The sequence below is a fragment of the Nonomuraea sp. PA05 genome (assembly GCF_008086045.1).
Classification (GTDB): Bacteria; Actinomycetota; Actinomycetes; order Streptosporangiales; family Streptosporangiaceae; genus Nonomuraea; species Nonomuraea monospora.
Genome location: NZ_VSEY01000034.1, coordinates 1 through 14,402 on the forward strand (window position 1 = coordinate 1; position 14,402 = coordinate 14,402).

Below are 14,402 nucleotides of genomic sequence, written 5' to 3' on the forward strand. Positions count from 1 at the left end.
CAGCCCGTGCGGCCAGTGCTCGATCCTGGCGATCTCCTCCTCGGAGAGGCCGACGGGGATGAACTGCAGCAGCGTGCTCTCCTGCCCGACCACGCCCAGCGCGCCGTAACTGGCGTCCACCAGCGTGGTCGCGGTCTCCACGATGCGCCGCAGCACCGTCGGCAGGTCGAGGTCACTGCCGACCGACACGACCGCCTCCAGCAGCGCGTGCACCCGGTCCCGGGTGGACAGCACGGCGTTCAGCCGGACCTGTAGTTCCGCCAGCAGCTCGTCGAGCCGCATCTGCGGCATCAGGGGGCTCTGCCCAGGCTCCACGCCGAACAGTCTCGCATCGGTCCAGCGGCTTGCCTAGCCGCGATCATGCGCCGTACGACCCGGCGCCGCGGGACCTTCGCCCACCGGCCTGGGGGACTTTGGTCCTTTCGGCCTGTTCACCGCTTCGGTAGCGTCACAGACATGATTCGTGTGTTCCTCCTCGACGACCACGAGGTCGTCCGCCGTGGCGTCGCGGCGCTGCTGGACTCCGAGGACGATCTCGAGGTGATCGGCGAGGCGGGCACGGCGGAGTCCGCGATCGCGCGCATCCCGGCGCTGATGCCCGACGTGGCGGTGCTGGACGTGCGACTGCCCGACGGCAACGGCGTGGACGTCTGCCGCGAGGTGCGCTCGCGCGTGCCGGGGCTGGCGTGCCTGATGCTGACCTCGTTCGCCGACGACGACGCCCTGTTCGACGCGGTCATGGCCGGCGCCGCCGGTTACGTGCTCAAGCAGATCCACGGCTCCGACCTGGTCGGCGCGGTCCGCACGGTCGCCTCCGGCCAGTCGCTGCTCGACCCCCAGACCACCGCCGCCATGCTGCAGCGGCTGCGCGACCAGGCCGCCAGGAAGGACCCCCTCGCCGCGCTCACCGACCAGGAGCGGCAGATCCTCGACCTCATCGGCGAGGGGCTGACGAACCGGCAGATCGGCGAGCGCATGTTCCTGGCCGAGAAGACGGTCAAGAACTACGTCTCCAACCTGCTGTCCAAGCTGGACATGCAGCGCCGTACCCAGGCGGCGGCCCTGGCGGCCCGGCTGCGCGCCGACCGCAGGCAGTGACGCGGGGCGGGGAGCTAGTCTCGATCTACAACTCGATGCCCTCCCCTGGCACGCCCTGGAGGTACGGTGACCTTCGACCCCGCCGCCGCCCTCGCCCGCGTCTCCTCCGGATACGACCCCGATCCCGCGCTGTCGATGTCCCTGCACGCCGACGCCTACACCGATCCGCGATGGTTCGGCGTGGACCAGCGGGCGATCTTCGCCCGTACCTGGCAGTGGCTGTGCCACGTGGAGCAGGTCAGGGAGCCGGGCGGCTACGTGACGGGCACGGTGGCCGGGATGCCGGTCGTGGCCGTCAGGGACGAGTCCGGCACGCTGCGGGCCTTCTACAACGTGTGCAAGCACCGGGCGCACGAGCTGCTGTCCGGCTCGGGGGTGCGGCGCAGCATCGTGTGCCCGTACCACGCGTGGAACTTCGACCTGACGGGCCGGCTGCGGCGGGCGCGCAACACCGGCGGCATGCCGGGCTTCGACGCCTCGGCCGTGTGCCTGGACCGGATCCAGGTCGCCGAGTTCGGCGGCATGGTGTACGTCAACCTCGACCCGGGGGCGGCGCCGCTGCGGGAGCAGGCGGGGGATCTGGAGGCGGAGATCGCGGCGCGGGCGCCGGACGTCGCCAAGCTGACCCTCGCCCGCCGGTTCACCTACGACATCGCCTCCAACTGGAAGAACGTCGTCGACAACTTCCTGGAGTGCTACCACTGCCACGTGGCGCACAAGGACTTCGTGTCCCTGGTGGACATGAGCACCTACCGGGTCACCACGTACGGGATCCACTCCAGCCACATGGCGCAGGCGGGCCGGGCCGCGAACACCGCCTACGACGTGTCGGGGGCGACGGTGACCGAGCACGCCGTGTGGTGGCTGTGGCCGAACACCTGCCTGCTGCGCTACCCGGGCCGGGGCAACTTCATGGTGCTGCAGATCGTCCCCGACGGGCCGGAGCGCACCCGCGAGACGTGGGACTTCTACCTGGAGACCGCCGAGCCTGACGAGGCGGAGCTGGACAGCATCCGCTACATCGACGAGGTCCTCCAGGTGGAGGACATCGCGCTGGTGGAGAGCGTCCAGCGCGGGATGCGCACACCGGCGTTCACCCAGGGGAAGATCGTCTTCGACCCGGGCGGGTCCGGGCTGTCGGAGCACGCGGTGCACCACTTCCACGGCCTCGTCCTGGACGCCTACCGGCGGGAGCTGCGGCCGGAGTGAGCCTCCCCGATCCTCCGCACGACCTCGCGGATGAACTCCGCGATCGCGGCCCGGATCGGGGAGAAGGCCCGCCGTGACGGCCCGGCGGTCAGGCGGGGTCCTCGCCGTATTGAGCGGCGATGTCCTTGGAGGAGGCCCACCGGGTGTAGGTGGGCGACTTCGGCCAGCCGTCCGGTGAGTCCTGCCACTCCTCCTGCCGCCCGTACGGCAGCACGTCGATCAGCGGGAACGTGTGGCTGAGCTGCTCGGTGCCCCGGCCGGTGGTGTGCCAGGTGCGATACACGGTGTCGCCGTCGCGCAGGAACACGTTGACGGCGAAGCCGCCGGCGGGCGGCGCGCCGACGTCGGCGCCGAACGGGCTGTTCGCCGTGGAGTACCAGGTCATCCTGTTACCGACGCGCCGCTTGTAGGCGAGCGCCTCGTCGATGGGGCCCTGGGTGACGACGACGAACCGGGCGTCGTAGTCGTCCAGGAACTCCAGCCGGGTGAACTGCGAGGTGTAGCCGGTGCAGCCGGGGCACTGCCATTCCTTGCCCTCGAACCACATGTGGTTGTAGACGATCAGCTGTCTCCTGCCCTCGAAGACGTCGGCCAGCCGGACGGGGCCGTTCTCGCCCTCCAGGACGTAGTCCGGCATCCGTACCATGGGCAGGCGGCGGCGCTGGGCGGCGATGGCGTCCAGCTCGCGGGTGGCGGCCTTCTCCCTGACGCGCAGGGCGTCGAGCTCGCGCTGCCAGGTCTCGGCGTCGGCGACGGGTGGGAGTGCGTTCGTGGTCATGATCCCTCACTGAGGTCGTCCGGGTCGTACGGTGCACAGGGGTAGACACCGCCCGGCCGCGAAACTCATCGGAGCTGGGGCATGACCTTCTCGCCGAACAGCCGGATCGCGGCGAGCACCTCGTCGCGGGGCAGGCCGCCGATGTCGATCAGCACCAGGTGCGCGTCCAGCCCCAGCAGTTTCCGCTGCGCGTTCAGCCGGTCGGCGACCTCGCTGGGGTCGCCGCAGATCGCCGCGCCCTCCATCAGCGCGTCGATGTCGATCACCCGCCCGTCGCCGCGCCAGGGGCTGGCGAACGACGCGTACGCCTCCAGGTAGGGCCGCCACCGCTCCCGCGCGCCCCGCTCGGCGACGAACACGTGGCTGGGCAGCGCGACCCGGCCTGGGCCGTAGCGGCGGTAGCCCGCGACGACGTCCAGGTAGACGCCGGGGTCGCGCAGGGTGCTGGGCAGCATGAGCGGCAGGCCCAGCTCGGCGGCGAAGTCGGCGGACGCCGCCGAGCCGCTGCCCACCCATAACGTCGGGTGGGGCCGCTGGACGGGGCGCGGCGTCGTCGTCACGTTCTCCAGCGGGCTGCGGAACGTGCCGCGCCAGGTGACGTCCTCCTCCTGCAGCAGCTTCAGCAGCAGGCGCAGGTACTCGTGCAGGCGCGGCCGCAGGTCGGAGGGGGTGATGCCGAAGGCGACGTCGGTCTCCTTGGACACCCCGCGCGCCACGATCAGCTCCGCCCGGCCGCCGGACAGCACGTCGAGGGTGGCGAGCTCCTCGGCGACGCGGACCGGGTCGTGGTGGGCCAGCAGGGTGACGCCGGTGGACAGGCGCAGCGTGGTGGTGCGGGCCGCGATGGTGGCGAGCAGCAGCTCAGGGGCGGAGATGATGTAGCGGGTGAAGTGGTGCTCGCCGACGGCCACGCCGGTGAAGCCGGCTTGTTCGGCCGCTACGGCCTGCTCGACGATGGCGCGGATGCGGTCTGGCTCGGAAGCTGCTCGTCCGGTACGTGGATCCGGCAGGTGATCCCCGAGGATCAGCAGGTAGACCTCCACAATTCTGGACTCTACCTGCCGATCGTCCACCGGCGGCCGCGCGAGCGTCCGCCACGGCCGCGGGCCCGCACGCGCCTCGGCCCGTTTCCGGGACATGCCCGGCGGAGATCGCGTACGGTGACCCGTTGATGACAGATCAAGCCCGCAAGCCCTCCGGAGCCTGATACATGCGAACCGCCGCGGCGATCCTCTCCTTCCTCCTCGCCCTCGCCCTCCTGCCCGTCCGACCGGCGGCCGCGTCCATCGCCGCGCTCCCCGGCGGCAAGACCACGTTCGTCGTCTCGCAGGGTCACCTGAAGGCCGCCTCCCGCCAGAACTGGGTCCGCCTGGGCAGCTACCGCTTCGCCGCGAACGGCACCGTCAGCGCCTCCATGTACCTGTGGTGGCAGCGCCGCCCCGAGGCCAGGCAGCGCACCGGCATGGTCCCCGACGGGGGCTGCAGCACCAAGGCGGGCGGATCCGCCTCGCGCGCCCGCACCTGCCGGGTGCTCACCGCGGGCGGCTTCACCGGCGCCCCCGACGAGAGCCGGAGCGGGACGTACACGGTGGCGGGCGACGTGCTCACCATCCGGTGGAAGATCGCCCAGGCGTGGACGGAGCAGTGGTACGTGCGCCGCTCCCCCGACGGCAAGCTGGCCCGCCTCGACCTCAGGCGCAGCACCCTGGCCACGCACGGCTACGGCTACGGCAGCAACGCCGCGATCGGCACCCGGCGCGCGATGAGCTCGGTGAAGGCGTTCCGCGGCGCGCTCAGGCAGGACCTCACGAGCTGGGCCGGCGGCAGGCTGGTCACCTCGGACGACCAGCCGTTCAGCCAGTCCGCCTTCCGCTCGTGCGCCACGACGACGTCGTGCCTGACGTACCTGCAGCCGTCCTCGCGCGGCGCCTGCCAGAAGTCCGGCGGCTGCCCCCGCTACGGCGGCGGGACGAAGAGCAACGTCAGCTCCATCCAGTACTACCTGACGAAGATCTCCGACTCCGACCGCCGTGACACGCTGTGGCACTGGTGCACCTGCCTGGCGATGGAGCGCCGCGAGTTCTGCTACACGGGCAACTCCCACGTCAAGCCGCTCATGCAGGTGATCGACGACGGCGGGAACTTCCGCGGCTGGGTGGGCGCGGAGGCCTCCTTCTCGACGGGCTCGTCGCGGGCGGCGGACATGCTGGCGGTGTTCCGCCTCACCGACTTCCACTGAGGCGTCCGCGGCTTCACTGACGTCCGCGGCTTCCGCTGAGGGCGTTCGGGAGCGGGCTCTCAGGTGCGGACCACGGCCACCGGGCAGCGAGCGTGGTGCAGGACGTTCCGGCTGACCGAGCCGAGCAGCGCCGATTCGACGGCGCCGCGCCCGTGCGAGCCCACCACCAGCAGGTCGGCGTGCTCGGCCGCCGTGGTGAGCGCGTCCACCGGGTGCGCGCACTGGACGTCCTCGATCACGCTGATCCGCGGGTGGTCGCGGCCGGCGTCCTTCAGCCGGTCGCGGACGAGCTGGATCCTGGTGGCGCGCACCTCGTCGAGGTCGTACGGGACCTCGGGGGCGTAGGCGTGCACGGGGAGCTGCCAGGCGTGCAGGGCCCTGAGCGTCGCGCCGCGCAGCTCGGCCTGCTCGTAGGCGTAGGCCAGGGCGGCCTCACACTCCGGCGAGTCGTCCACCCCCACCACGACCTCCCCCGCGGCGGGCAGGTGCTCGCCGTGCACCACCACGACGGTGCAGTGAACGTGCCCGGCCAGGTGCATGCTGACCGAGCCGAGCAGCGCGCCGGCGAACCCGCCGAGCCCCCGGCTGCCGACCACCAGCTCGGCGGCGCTCTCGGTCTGCGCGCGCAGCGCCTCGGTGGGCTGTCCCCGCACCAGCTCGGTGCTGACCTCGGCGCCGGGCTGACGCTCGCGGGCGAGGGCCTCGAAGTCCCGCAGCACCTGCCGTCCCGCGTCCAGGACCGTGTCGGGCAGGACGGCGTCGGGGCGCTTGCCGACCTGGTACCACGAGGTGTCCACGACGTGCACGATCCGCAGCGGCAGGCCCCTGCGGACGGCGTCGCCCGCGGCCCATTCGAGGGCTGCTCGCGACGCGACGGAGCCGTCCACTCCCACGATGATCACGATTTCTCCTCCTTGGTCGTTTCTCATCGCATCATGTCCGTACCCATCCTGGACAGGGCCGGAGGTCGCCGGCGTGAAGGTCCAACGACCCTGCCCACCGCCGAGCCGCGTGCGTAGTGTCGCCTTTGTGAGCTTCGGCGGAAGGGCGGCACCATGACGGGCAATGGCGATTTCGGACGTCGCATTCATCATCACCGCGAACGGCTCGGTCTCACCCTCGAACAGGTCGCCGATCGTGCGGGCATGTCGGCCGGATACGTTCAGCACTTGGAGACGCACCTGGGCACGCCCGACAGCGGGACGGTGACCCGGCTGGCCACCGCGCTGGAGACCACGCCGCAGAACCTGCTGGGCGGCGGCCACGACCGCCCGCCGGGGCAGGGGACGGCGGCGGACGAGCCGGTCCTGGAGGTGCTGGAGACCGAGGAGTGCCTGCGGCTGGTCGGATCCGGCGGGATCGGGCGGGTGGCGTTCAGCGGCTCGCACGGGCCGACGGTGCTGCCCGTCAACTACCGCCTGCACGATGGCGACGTCGTCTTCCGCACCGCCCGCGGCGGCGCCATGGACGAGGATCTGCGCAGCGGCCTGGAAGGGGTGGACATCGGGATCGCCTTCCAGGTGGATCGGATCGACGAGGTGCGGCGGGCGGGGTGGAGCGTCCTCATCCGGGGGGCCGCGCACCACGTGCCGGACGAGGAGGTGGCCAAGGTGTCGGACGCCGGGGTCACGCCGTGGGCGGGCGGCGAGCGCCACCTGTACGTGCGGGTCATCCCGCAGCAGGTCACGGGGCGGCGCATCCACGGCCTCTGAACGGCCGCTCGGGCCCGGCGCCGGGGCGTTTCCGCGCCGGCGCCGGGGGTTCGCCTGCCTTACTCCGCGTACGGCTGGTCGGCGCCCTGGTCGCTGTACCCGAGGCTCCAGATGTAGCCGTCCGGGTCGGCGAACGTGCCGCCGTACCCGCCCCACGGCAGGGCCCCGGCCGGCTTGAGCACCGTGGCGCCCGCCTTCTCGGCCTCCGCCATGACCTCGTCCACCCGCGCCTGGCTGCGCACGACGTACGTCAGGACGAGCCCGCTGAACCCGCTGCCCTCCGCACTCGTGCCCACCTGCCCGGCCAGCCCGTCACGCCGGTAGAAGCCGACGGGCGAGGCCCCGTCCGACTCGAAGAACACCGAGATGCCCCAGTCGTTCCTGACCTTCCAGCCGAGTCCCTCCGTGTAGAACCGCTTGGCCCTGTCCATGTCCCGGACGCCCAGCAGGATCGAGCTGACATGCGCTTTCACGTTCCGTCTCCTTGTATATGATCTTCCGAGCCCGGCCCGGAGGTCACATCGATGCGATTTCGCCGGTCAATCTGTATGACCGGCGAAACGGAGGAACGTGACAGATGGTCGAGCACGATTGGGTGAGCCAGCGGTTCGCCGAGCATCAGGACCGCTTGCGCGCGGTGGCGTACCGGATGCTCGGCTCACCCGGCGAGGCCGAGGACGCGGTGCAGGAGGCGTGGCTGCGGGTCAGCCGCGCCGACACCGGCCAGGTGGAGAACCCGGCCGGGTGGCTGACGACGGTCGTCGCCCGCGTCTGCCTGAACATGCTGGAGGCGCGCCGCAACCGGCGTGAAGACGCGGCCGGGGCGCTGCCGCCCGAGCCGGACCTCCCGCAGGACGCCCGGCGCGCGGGCCCGGAGGACGAGGCGCTGCTGGCCGACTCGGTGGGGGTCGCGCTGATGGTGGTGCTGGACACGCTGACTCCGGCGGAACGGCTCGCGTTCGTCCTGCACGACGTCTTCGCCGTGTCGTTCGCGGAGATCGGCACGATCATCGACCGCTCCCCCACCGCGGCCAGGCAGCTCGCCAGCCGGGCCAGACGCCGCGTGCAGGGAGCGGCGGGAGCCTCCGGCGCGGCGCGTTCCGCCAAGCGCGACATCGTGGAGGCCTTCCTGTCCGCCGCGCGCGACGGGGACTTCGCCGCGCTGCTCGAAGTGCTCGCCCCGGACGTCGTGGTGGGCGAGATGCGCGGCGGCCAAGCGGTGGCGACCTTCTTCTCCGGCGGCGCCAAGGCCGCCAGGCTCGCCCTCGTGGACGGCGTTCCCGCGGCCGTGTGGCTGCATCGCGGCCGGGCCAGGGCCGTCTTCTCGTTCACCGTCAGCGGCGGGCGGATCACCCGCATCGCCATCGACACCGACCCCGACCGCCTCCGCGACCTCGACATCGTCTATCTCGCCACCACCAAGGAACGGCCTTGACCGGTACGCAGTTCAAGCTCTCGTCGTACACCCTGCCCGTCCACGACCTCGACGAGGCGCTCGGTTTCTACCGTAACGTGCTCGGCTTCCAGGTGAGCCAGGACTCCGAGCCGGAGGGGCCGCCCCTGACGAGCGTCTCCCCTCCCGGCCAGCCGGACGTGCGGATCTTCCTCACCTCGCCCGCCGCGGACCCGGATCTCACGCCGGCCGACCGGCGGGCGATCGAGAGCCTGATGGGCAAGGGGCTGATGGGCCGCCTCGCCTTCACGACGGACGACTGCGACGCCACGTTCCAGCGGGTGGAGGCGGCGGGCGCGGAGGTGCTGCAGGAGCCGATCAGCCGGGCGGGCGGCGTGCGCGACTGCGCCTTCCTCGACCCGTCCGGCAACGTCGTGCGCTTCACCGGCCCACGCGGTGCCTCGTCGGCGGTTCGAGGCCGCTAGCCCCCGCAGCCCGCGGGTGGCGCCGGGGCGGGCTCGTCCGACCAGCGCAGCTCGCAGCCCGCGGTGACGGTGGGATACCACTCGCGCAGCGGCCTGCCGGACTCCAGCGCGTTCGCCACCCCCTCCAGCAGGTCCAGGTACGACGGCCAGCCCATCGGGCCGTCGTACCTGACCGGCTCGCCGCCCCGCTTCTGGCCCACCCGTCCGGTCCTCGGCTCGATGAACAGCTCCTCGCCCCCGCCGGAGGACGCGAACGGCATCAGACTCCCGTGCCACAGCCCGCTCCCGGGATCGGCGTCCCCCGGCCTGCCGCCCATGATCAGGAGGAAGCAGTTGTTGCTGTGCATGCTGGAATAGTTCGACACCGTGGCCAGGACCAGGCCGAGAGGGAGCTGGAAACCGTCCGCGCCGTCGTGCCGCATCAGCGACGCGTACAGCGCGTCGGGGATCTTCGCCCGGACGTAGCCCTCCCACGTCGCGACGGCGCCGGGGTCGGCGGGCCGGGCGAGCCCGCGCAGCGTCGCGGAGGCGTGGGCGCCCAGCCAGCGTTCGATCCCGTCCCAGGCGGCGTTCACCCGCGCGGTCACGGCCGGGTCGGTGGCCCGTGGCGGAGGGGCGGGCGGCGGGTCCATGCCCACCCAGGCCGTGACGGGCACGTCCGAGGGCGCGGGTCCGGCCGCCACCATGCCGTCGCAGCCCGGCCCGCTCACCTCCCCGATGCCCAGCAGGTGCTCACGCCGCCTGGCCTCCGTCGCCGGGTCGTCGCAGGTGACCGACAGGCCGCCGCCGAGCAGGTGCGTGCACGACACGTAGCGGCTTTCGAGCAGGAGCGCGCTGCCCGGAGCGGCTGCCGCGACGAGGACGAGAGCGAGCGCGGCGCGTAAGGCCCTCACCTTGATCACTGCGGCACCCTAGCCGTCCGGGCCGGAGCCGCGCGACCTCAACGCGTTTCCTGCCTTCAGGTGCGGAAACGGGATGGCTCATGGATCAACGACGAACCATGCCCTTCGTGGTGATGTGCGCGGGCATGTTCTTCGTGCTGCTGGACGTGACGATCGTGAACGTGGCGCTGCCGTCCATCGGGCGCGGCACGGGCGCCGCCCACGTCGCCGACCTGCAGTGGGTGATCGACGGCTACCAGCTCACGCTCGCCGGCCTGCTGCTGGCCGGCGGCACGCTCGGCGACAGGTACGGGCACCGGCGCGTCGTCACGGCGGGCTTCGTCCTGTTCGGCGTGGCCTCGGCGGCGTGCGCGCTCGCGCCGGGCATCGGGGCGCTGGTGGCGGCCCGCGTGGTGCAGGGTGTGGGCGCGGCGCTGCTCCTGCCCGGCACCCTCGCCGTGATCACCACCCTCTACCCCGAGCGCGAGCGGCGCGCCCGCGCCATCGGCGCCTGGGCCGCCATCGGCAGCCTCGCGCTGCCCGCCGGGCCCGTGCTCGGCGGGCTTCTCGTGCAGGCGCTGGGCTGGCGGTGGGTGTTCTGGATCAACGTGCCGGTCATCGCCGTCGTCATCGTGGCGGTCCTGGTCACCGTACGGGAGAGCGCGCCTGAGCGGCGGCCGTTCGACGTGCTGGGTGTGCTGCTCGGCACGGCCACGCTGGGGCTGGTCACGTTCGCCGTCATCGAGGCCGGCCGCTACGGCCCCACCGCCCCGCCGGTGCTCGCCGCCGGGGCGCTCGCGCTGGCCGCCGGGGTGTGCTTCGTCGTCGCCGAGCGTCGCCAGGCGCATCCCATGGTGCCGCTCGCGCTGCTGCGCCACCCGCCCATCGCGGTCAGCACGGTCGTGGCGGGGACCATGAACTTCGGCATCAACGGCGTCATGCTGCTGCTCACCCTCTACCTCCAGGCCGTCCAGCACCGCAGCCCCGTCGAGGCGGGCATGTCGCTGCTGCCGCTGTTCCTGCCGCTGGTGCTGCTGCCCGCCTACGCCGGGCGGCTGACCGGCCGGCACGGGCCCAAGCCCGTCATGCTGGCGGGGCTGGGCCTGCTCGTCGCGGGCTTCCTGCTGTTGCTGCTGCTGCGTCCCGGATCCGGGTACGGGCCGCTGTTCCCGGCCATGCTGGTCATCGGCGTCGGCGCGGCGCTGCTCACCCCCAGCGTGGTGGCCCTGGCGATGGGGGCGGCGCCGCCCGGCCGTGAGGGGCTGACCAGCGCGCTGAACAACACGGCCCGGCAGGCGGGCGGCGCGGTCGGCGTGGCCGCGCTGGGCGCCGTCGGCGGCGACCCGGCCCGGCCCGCCGCCTTCGTCTCGGGGCTGCACCACGCCGCCTGGGTGGCGGCGGTCGCGTACGCCTGCGCGGGCCTGCTCACGCTGCTCACCCGGCAGGCCGACGCCTGACCCCGCCCGCCGTCCGACGCGAGAGGGGCCTCAGGCGGGCGTGGCGGTGAGTTCGGCGAGCAGGGTGTCGAGCACGTGCATGGCCCGCCACGCCTTGGTCATGCCGAACCGCGCCGAGAACCGCACGACCGCACGGGCCTCCTCCGGCGTCGCCCCGGCGCCGAGTGCCCGCGTCAGGTGGGCGCGGAAGCTCTCCGCCAAGGTCTGATAGAGCACGTCCACGGTCATCGTGATGAACGCGCGCTCCCGTACCGACAACAGCCGCATCCCGCCCCGCATGCGCGACTGCAGGTCCATGTACCGGCTGAAGGGCTCGTCGAGGGCGGCCACGGCCTGCCGCATCGCGGCGGGCAGCGGGCTGCCCGTGCCGCCGGCGTTCACCTCGTGCTCCCGGCCGGTGGGGCCGGGCAGGCCGTGCTCCCGCTCCAGCTCGGCCAGCCGGGCGAGCGCCGACAGCGCGGCCGGGTAGCCGCTGTCGTAGGCGACGAAGCGGAGCAGCTCGCGCAGGTCGTCGGCGGACACGCCGCTGTCCGCCGCCATCCGGACGTGCTGGGCGAAGGGCAGGCCGAGGGTCTGCTGGCAGACGTCGGCGGTGAGGCAGAGCAGGGCCTTCTCGCGCGCGCTGAGCTCCGGGATCTCGTTCTGGAGCAGGCGGTCGGTAGCTGCGGCCATCTCGTCGAACACCGCGTCCAGGCATTCCATGGGGTTCCTCCATTGAGTGAACATCTGTAGGGCTACGACTGTAAGGCAACGGTTGTTCGCATACAAGGGGGCTCTGCGGGGGTAGGGGGCGGGTTCCCCCAAAGAGGGAGGTCCTCAGATGGACACCCCGCGTTCCCGCACCACCCGCTCCCCCGTGCAGCTCGCGGCCCTTGTCATCGGGGTGGTGTTCCTGGTGGCCGGCGTGCTCGGTTTCATCCCGGGCATCACCACCGACTACGGCGACCTGCGGTTCGCGGGTCATGGGTCCGGCGCGCACCTGCTCGGCGTCTTCCAGGTCTCGATCCTGCACAACATCGTCCACCTGCTGTTCGGCGTGGCGGGCGTGCTACTGGCCCGGAGCTGGAGCGGCGCGCGCAACTTCCTGATCGCCGGCGGGGCGATCTACCTGCTGCTGTGGATCTACGGCATGCTCGTCGGCCACGACAGCCCGGCCAACTTCGTCCCGCTCAACGCGGCCGACAACTGGCTGCACCTGGGGCTGGCCGCCGTCATGCTCGCTCTCGGCCTGGTCCTGGGGCGTCGCCCCGTCACCACCAGCGGTCACTGACGTCACTTTCCGGAAAGATTTACCCGGCTGCGAATCCCCGGCTGGGGCGGGAAAGGGAATCCCTCACTTAAGGGATTCCCTTTGCCGTATTTGCACCGCTTTTGGGCTGATATGTACCTTCGATAGACAACAGTGCGCGTTATGACGCCTTTCTGTCGTTCCGAAATCCGGAGTCATCACCTCATGCCCAAGCCCCGGCTTGCCACCACCCTCAAGAACCAGCTCTCCGAACGCTTCGGCTTGGCCGTCGGCGGCGCGATCCTGGCTGGCGCCACCGCCCTGGCGGGCGTGACCGGCACGGCCCTGGCCGCCGGCGCCGCCGAACACGCCGCCCGTACGGACCATGTCGCCTCGCACGAGATCCAGCACGAGAAGCAGCCGCTCTCCTACGGCCTGGACATCTCCAACTACGAGCCGCTCTACGACTGGAACGCCAGCCCTGCACAGTTCGGCATCGTCAAGGCCACCGAGGGCACCGAGTTCCGCGACGCCTCGTTCGCCAGGAACTGGCGCGAGATCGGCGCCAAGGGCATCGTCCGGGGCGCCTACCACTACGGCCACCCCGGCAACGACCCCATCGCCGAGGCCGACCACTTTCTCTCCGTGGTCAACGCGCAGCCCGCCAAGGCCGGCGACCTGCTGGTGCTGGACCTGGAGACGAGTGACGGGCAGTCCGTCGAGCAGGTCAACGCCTGGGCCAAGGCCTGGCTGTCGCACGTGAAGGCCGCGACCGGCGTCACGCCGATGTTCTACAGCGGCTGGAACTTCGCCGACACCTACGGCAAGGGCCTGTCCGGCTACCCGCTCTGGGTCGCGCACTACGGCAGGGACAAGGGCATGGTGACCCCGCCCGCCGACTGGAAGTCCTGGACGATCCACCAGTACACCGACTCCCCGATCGACCAGAACGTCTCCGCGCTCAGCCCGGACCAGCTGCGCGACCTCGGCAGGCGCACCGCCTGAGCAGCACCGCCTGAGCAGCACCGCCCGAGCAGCACCGCCCGAGCAGCACCGCCCCAGCAGCACCGCCCCAGCAGCACCGCCCGAGCAGCAGCGGCCTGAGCGGCGCTGCCCGGCATTTCAGGCATTAGCCTGATCTTCGTGACGGACATGCGCGCGGGCCGGATCACGGTGTGGCGGATCCTCCTGGTGGCCGCCTGCGTGACCGGCCTGGTGTGTTTGACGACGTCGATCGGCCGTCCGTGGGCGTACTTCACGGTGCAGAGCAACGTCATGCTCGCGCTGTACTACTCCTGGCGGCTGGTCGCGGGCCGCAAGAGACCGGCCGCCACCGCCGTCAAGGGCGCGGTGACGCTGTACCTGCTGGTCACCTGCCTGGTCAACTACGTCTCCCGGGACCTGGCGAACCCGCTCGTGCTCCTGGACGGCGGTGGCGCCCGCGGCTGGGGCAACTTCCTGCTGCACTACGTGACGCCGGTCATGGCGGTCGCCGACTGGGCCGCCTTCGACCGGGCACGCCCCGCGCGCTGGGCCGCGCCGTTCGCCTGGCTGGGGTATCCGCTGCTGTACGGCGCGTTCGTGCTGATCGCCGCCCCCAACCTGCCCCGCCGCTACGTCTACCCGTTCCTGAACGTGGAGCGGCTCGGCCGGCCGACGGTCGCGGCGGCGGCCGCGGGCGTGCTGGCCGCGTTCGTGGTGCTGGGCTACGCCCTGCTCGGCCTGCGCCGGCTCACGGCCCGAGGAGTGCGCGGGCCTGGCCGGGCAGGCGCCCACCGGGCGCAACCGCAGCGTTAGCTTCATGCCGGCCGCGTTCCTCCCGCCGGCGTTCATCCTCAGCGCGGGGTCGCGTTCACCCGGCGTGCGCACAACGACCGCGGTCAAGGCCGCGTGATCAAGGGGCTGGCGCATGGCCGGAGGAC

At 72.0% G+C, this 14,402-nt stretch carries 16 protein-coding genes and 1 pseudogene; 10 read left to right on the plus strand and 7 right to left on the minus strand.

Features of this window, described 5'->3' with window-relative positions; all coding sequences use genetic code 11:
• A pseudogene (locus tag FXF51_RS41395) lies at positions 1 to 291 on the minus strand (histidine kinase); the annotation flags it as partial.
• 165 nt (positions 292 to 456) lie between these two features.
• Between FXF51_RS41395 and FXF51_RS41400 the strand changes: the two are divergent.
• Together FXF51_RS41400 and FXF51_RS41405 are read left to right on the plus strand one after the other, a co-directional pair.
• Entirely contained in the window at positions 457 to 1,098 is a 642-nt protein-coding gene (locus tag FXF51_RS41400; protein WP_148440245.1) for a response regulator, read from the plus strand.
• A 66-nt stretch (positions 1,099 to 1,164) separates the two neighbouring features.
• On the plus strand, positions 1,165 to 2,307 hold the full coding sequence (locus FXF51_RS41405) for an aromatic ring-hydroxylating oxygenase subunit alpha (protein ID WP_148440246.1): 1,143 nt from the start codon (positions 1,165 to 1,167) through the stop codon (positions 2,305 to 2,307).
• 88 nt (positions 2,308 to 2,395) lie between these two features.
• Here the strand turns inward: FXF51_RS41405 and FXF51_RS41410 are convergent, their stop codons facing one another.
• Positions 2,396 to 3,085: a DUF899 domain-containing protein gene (locus FXF51_RS41410; RefSeq protein ID WP_148440247.1), complete on the minus strand. Its 690-nt coding sequence runs from the start codon at positions 3,083 to 3,085 to the stop codon at positions 2,396 to 2,398.
• A 65-nt stretch (positions 3,086 to 3,150) separates the two neighbouring features.
• Positions 3,151 to 4,128, minus strand: coding sequence for an LLM class flavin-dependent oxidoreductase (locus FXF51_RS41415; RefSeq protein WP_187414861.1), 978 nt, complete (start codon positions 4,126 to 4,128; stop codon positions 3,151 to 3,153).
• A 167-nt stretch (positions 4,129 to 4,295) separates the two neighbouring features.
• On the opposite strand from FXF51_RS41415, the gene FXF51_RS41420 reads away from it, so the two are divergent.
• Positions 4,296 to 5,324 carry a hypothetical protein gene (locus tag FXF51_RS41420; protein WP_148440249.1) on the plus strand — a complete coding sequence of 343 codons (1,029 nt, stop codon included), beginning with the start codon at positions 4,296 to 4,298 and terminating at the stop codon, positions 5,322 to 5,324.
• Positions 5,325 to 5,383: 59 nt separating this feature from the next.
• On the opposite strand, the gene FXF51_RS41425 is transcribed toward FXF51_RS41420, so the two are convergent.
• Positions 5,384 to 6,226: a universal stress protein gene (locus FXF51_RS41425; RefSeq protein ID WP_148440250.1), complete on the minus strand. Its 843-nt coding sequence runs from the start codon at positions 6,224 to 6,226 to the stop codon at positions 5,384 to 5,386.
• A gap of 153 nt (positions 6,227 to 6,379) precedes the next feature.
• On the opposite strand from FXF51_RS41425, the gene FXF51_RS41430 reads away from it, so the two are divergent.
• The gene (locus FXF51_RS41430; protein WP_148440251.1) at positions 6,380 to 7,036 is read left to right on the plus strand and encodes a helix-turn-helix domain-containing protein; all 657 of its coding nucleotides are present in this window, start codon (positions 6,380 to 6,382) and stop codon (positions 7,034 to 7,036) included.
• 59 nt (positions 7,037 to 7,095) lie between these two features.
• Here FXF51_RS41430 and FXF51_RS41435 read toward each other — a convergent pair whose 3' ends face one another.
• Positions 7,096 to 7,509: a VOC family protein gene (locus FXF51_RS41435; protein WP_148440252.1), complete on the minus strand. Its 414-nt coding sequence runs from the start codon at positions 7,507 to 7,509 to the stop codon at positions 7,096 to 7,098.
• 104 nt (positions 7,510 to 7,613) lie between these two features.
• On the opposite strand from FXF51_RS41435, the gene FXF51_RS41440 reads away from it, so the two are divergent.
• Together FXF51_RS41440 and FXF51_RS41445 are read left to right on the plus strand one after the other, a co-directional pair.
• Positions 7,614 to 8,471, plus strand: a complete 858-nt coding sequence (locus FXF51_RS41440; RefSeq protein WP_148440253.1) for a sigma-70 family RNA polymerase sigma factor — start codon at positions 7,614 to 7,616, stop codon at positions 8,469 to 8,471.
• On the plus strand, positions 8,468 to 8,914 hold the full coding sequence (locus FXF51_RS41445; RefSeq protein ID WP_148440254.1) for a VOC family protein: 447 nt from the start codon (positions 8,468 to 8,470) through the stop codon (positions 8,912 to 8,914). Before FXF51_RS41440 ends, FXF51_RS41445 begins: the two co-directional genes overlap by 4 nt.
• Here the strand turns inward: FXF51_RS41445 and FXF51_RS41450 are convergent.
• On the minus strand, positions 8,911 to 9,816 hold the full coding sequence (locus FXF51_RS41450) for a hypothetical protein (RefSeq protein ID WP_148440255.1): 906 nt from the start codon (positions 9,814 to 9,816) through the stop codon (positions 8,911 to 8,913). The two genes, FXF51_RS41445 and FXF51_RS41450, sit on opposite strands and share 4 nt — an antisense overlap.
• An 80-nt stretch (positions 9,817 to 9,896) precedes the next feature.
• On the opposite strand from FXF51_RS41450, the gene FXF51_RS41455 reads away from it, so the two are divergent.
• Positions 9,897 to 11,252, plus strand: a complete 1,356-nt coding sequence (locus tag FXF51_RS41455; RefSeq protein ID WP_222871693.1) for an MFS transporter — start codon at positions 9,897 to 9,899, stop codon at positions 11,250 to 11,252.
• A gap of 30 nt (positions 11,253 to 11,282) precedes the next feature.
• On the opposite strand, the gene FXF51_RS41460 is transcribed toward FXF51_RS41455, so the two are convergent.
• Positions 11,283 to 11,954, minus strand: coding sequence for a carboxymuconolactone decarboxylase family protein (locus tag FXF51_RS41460; RefSeq protein ID WP_262380164.1), 672 nt, complete (start codon positions 11,952 to 11,954; stop codon positions 11,283 to 11,285).
• Positions 11,955 to 12,072: 118 nt separating this feature from the next.
• On the opposite strand from FXF51_RS41460, the gene FXF51_RS41465 reads away from it, so the two are divergent.
• The 3 genes from FXF51_RS41465 (at position 12,073) to FXF51_RS41475 (ending at position 14,277) form a co-directional block, all read left to right on the plus strand.
• Positions 12,073 to 12,522: a DUF4383 domain-containing protein gene (locus FXF51_RS41465; RefSeq protein ID WP_148440257.1), complete on the plus strand. Its 450-nt coding sequence runs from the start codon at positions 12,073 to 12,075 to the stop codon at positions 12,520 to 12,522.
• Between the two features lie 183 nt (positions 12,523 to 12,705).
• Positions 12,706 to 13,485, plus strand: a complete 780-nt coding sequence (locus tag FXF51_RS41470) for a glycoside hydrolase family 25 protein (RefSeq protein ID WP_187414863.1) — start codon at positions 12,706 to 12,708, stop codon at positions 13,483 to 13,485.
• A gap of 147 nt (positions 13,486 to 13,632) precedes the next feature.
• Complete coding sequence (locus tag FXF51_RS41475; RefSeq protein ID WP_262380184.1) at positions 13,633 to 14,277, plus strand: Pr6Pr family membrane protein; 645 nt, start codon at positions 13,633 to 13,635, stop codon at positions 14,275 to 14,277.
• Positions 14,278 to 14,402 lie beyond the last annotated feature (125 nt).

Bases quoted from the DNA above. Each gene is read 5' to 3' on its own strand.
- FXF51_RS41430 (WP_148440251.1), top strand. From the start codon at position 6,380: ATGACGGGCAATGGCGATTTCGGACGTCGCATTCATCATCACCGCGAA.
- FXF51_RS41460 (WP_262380164.1), bottom strand. From the start codon at position 11,954: ATGGAATGCCTGGACGCGGTGTTCGACGAGATGGCCGCAGCTACCGAC.
- FXF51_RS41465 (WP_148440257.1), top strand. From the start codon at position 12,073: ATGGACACCCCGCGTTCCCGCACCACCCGCTCCCCCGTGCAGCTCGCG.
- FXF51_RS41410 (WP_148440247.1), bottom strand. From the start codon at position 3,085: ATGACCACGAACGCACTCCCACCCGTCGCCGACGCCGAGACCTGGCAG.
- FXF51_RS41420 (WP_148440249.1), top strand. From the start codon at position 4,296: ATGCGAACCGCCGCGGCGATCCTCTCCTTCCTCCTCGCCCTCGCCCTC.
- FXF51_RS41440 (WP_148440253.1), top strand. From the start codon at position 7,614: ATGGTCGAGCACGATTGGGTGAGCCAGCGGTTCGCCGAGCATCAGGAC.
- FXF51_RS41455 (WP_222871693.1), top strand. From the start codon at position 9,897: ATGGATCAACGACGAACCATGCCCTTCGTGGTGATGTGCGCGGGCATG.
- FXF51_RS41400 (WP_148440245.1), top strand. From the start codon at position 457: ATGATTCGTGTGTTCCTCCTCGACGACCACGAGGTCGTCCGCCGTGGC.
- FXF51_RS41470 (WP_187414863.1), top strand. From the start codon at position 12,706: ATGCCCAAGCCCCGGCTTGCCACCACCCTCAAGAACCAGCTCTCCGAA.
- FXF51_RS41475 (WP_262380184.1), top strand. From the start codon at position 13,633: ATGCGCGCGGGCCGGATCACGGTGTGGCGGATCCTCCTGGTGGCCGCC.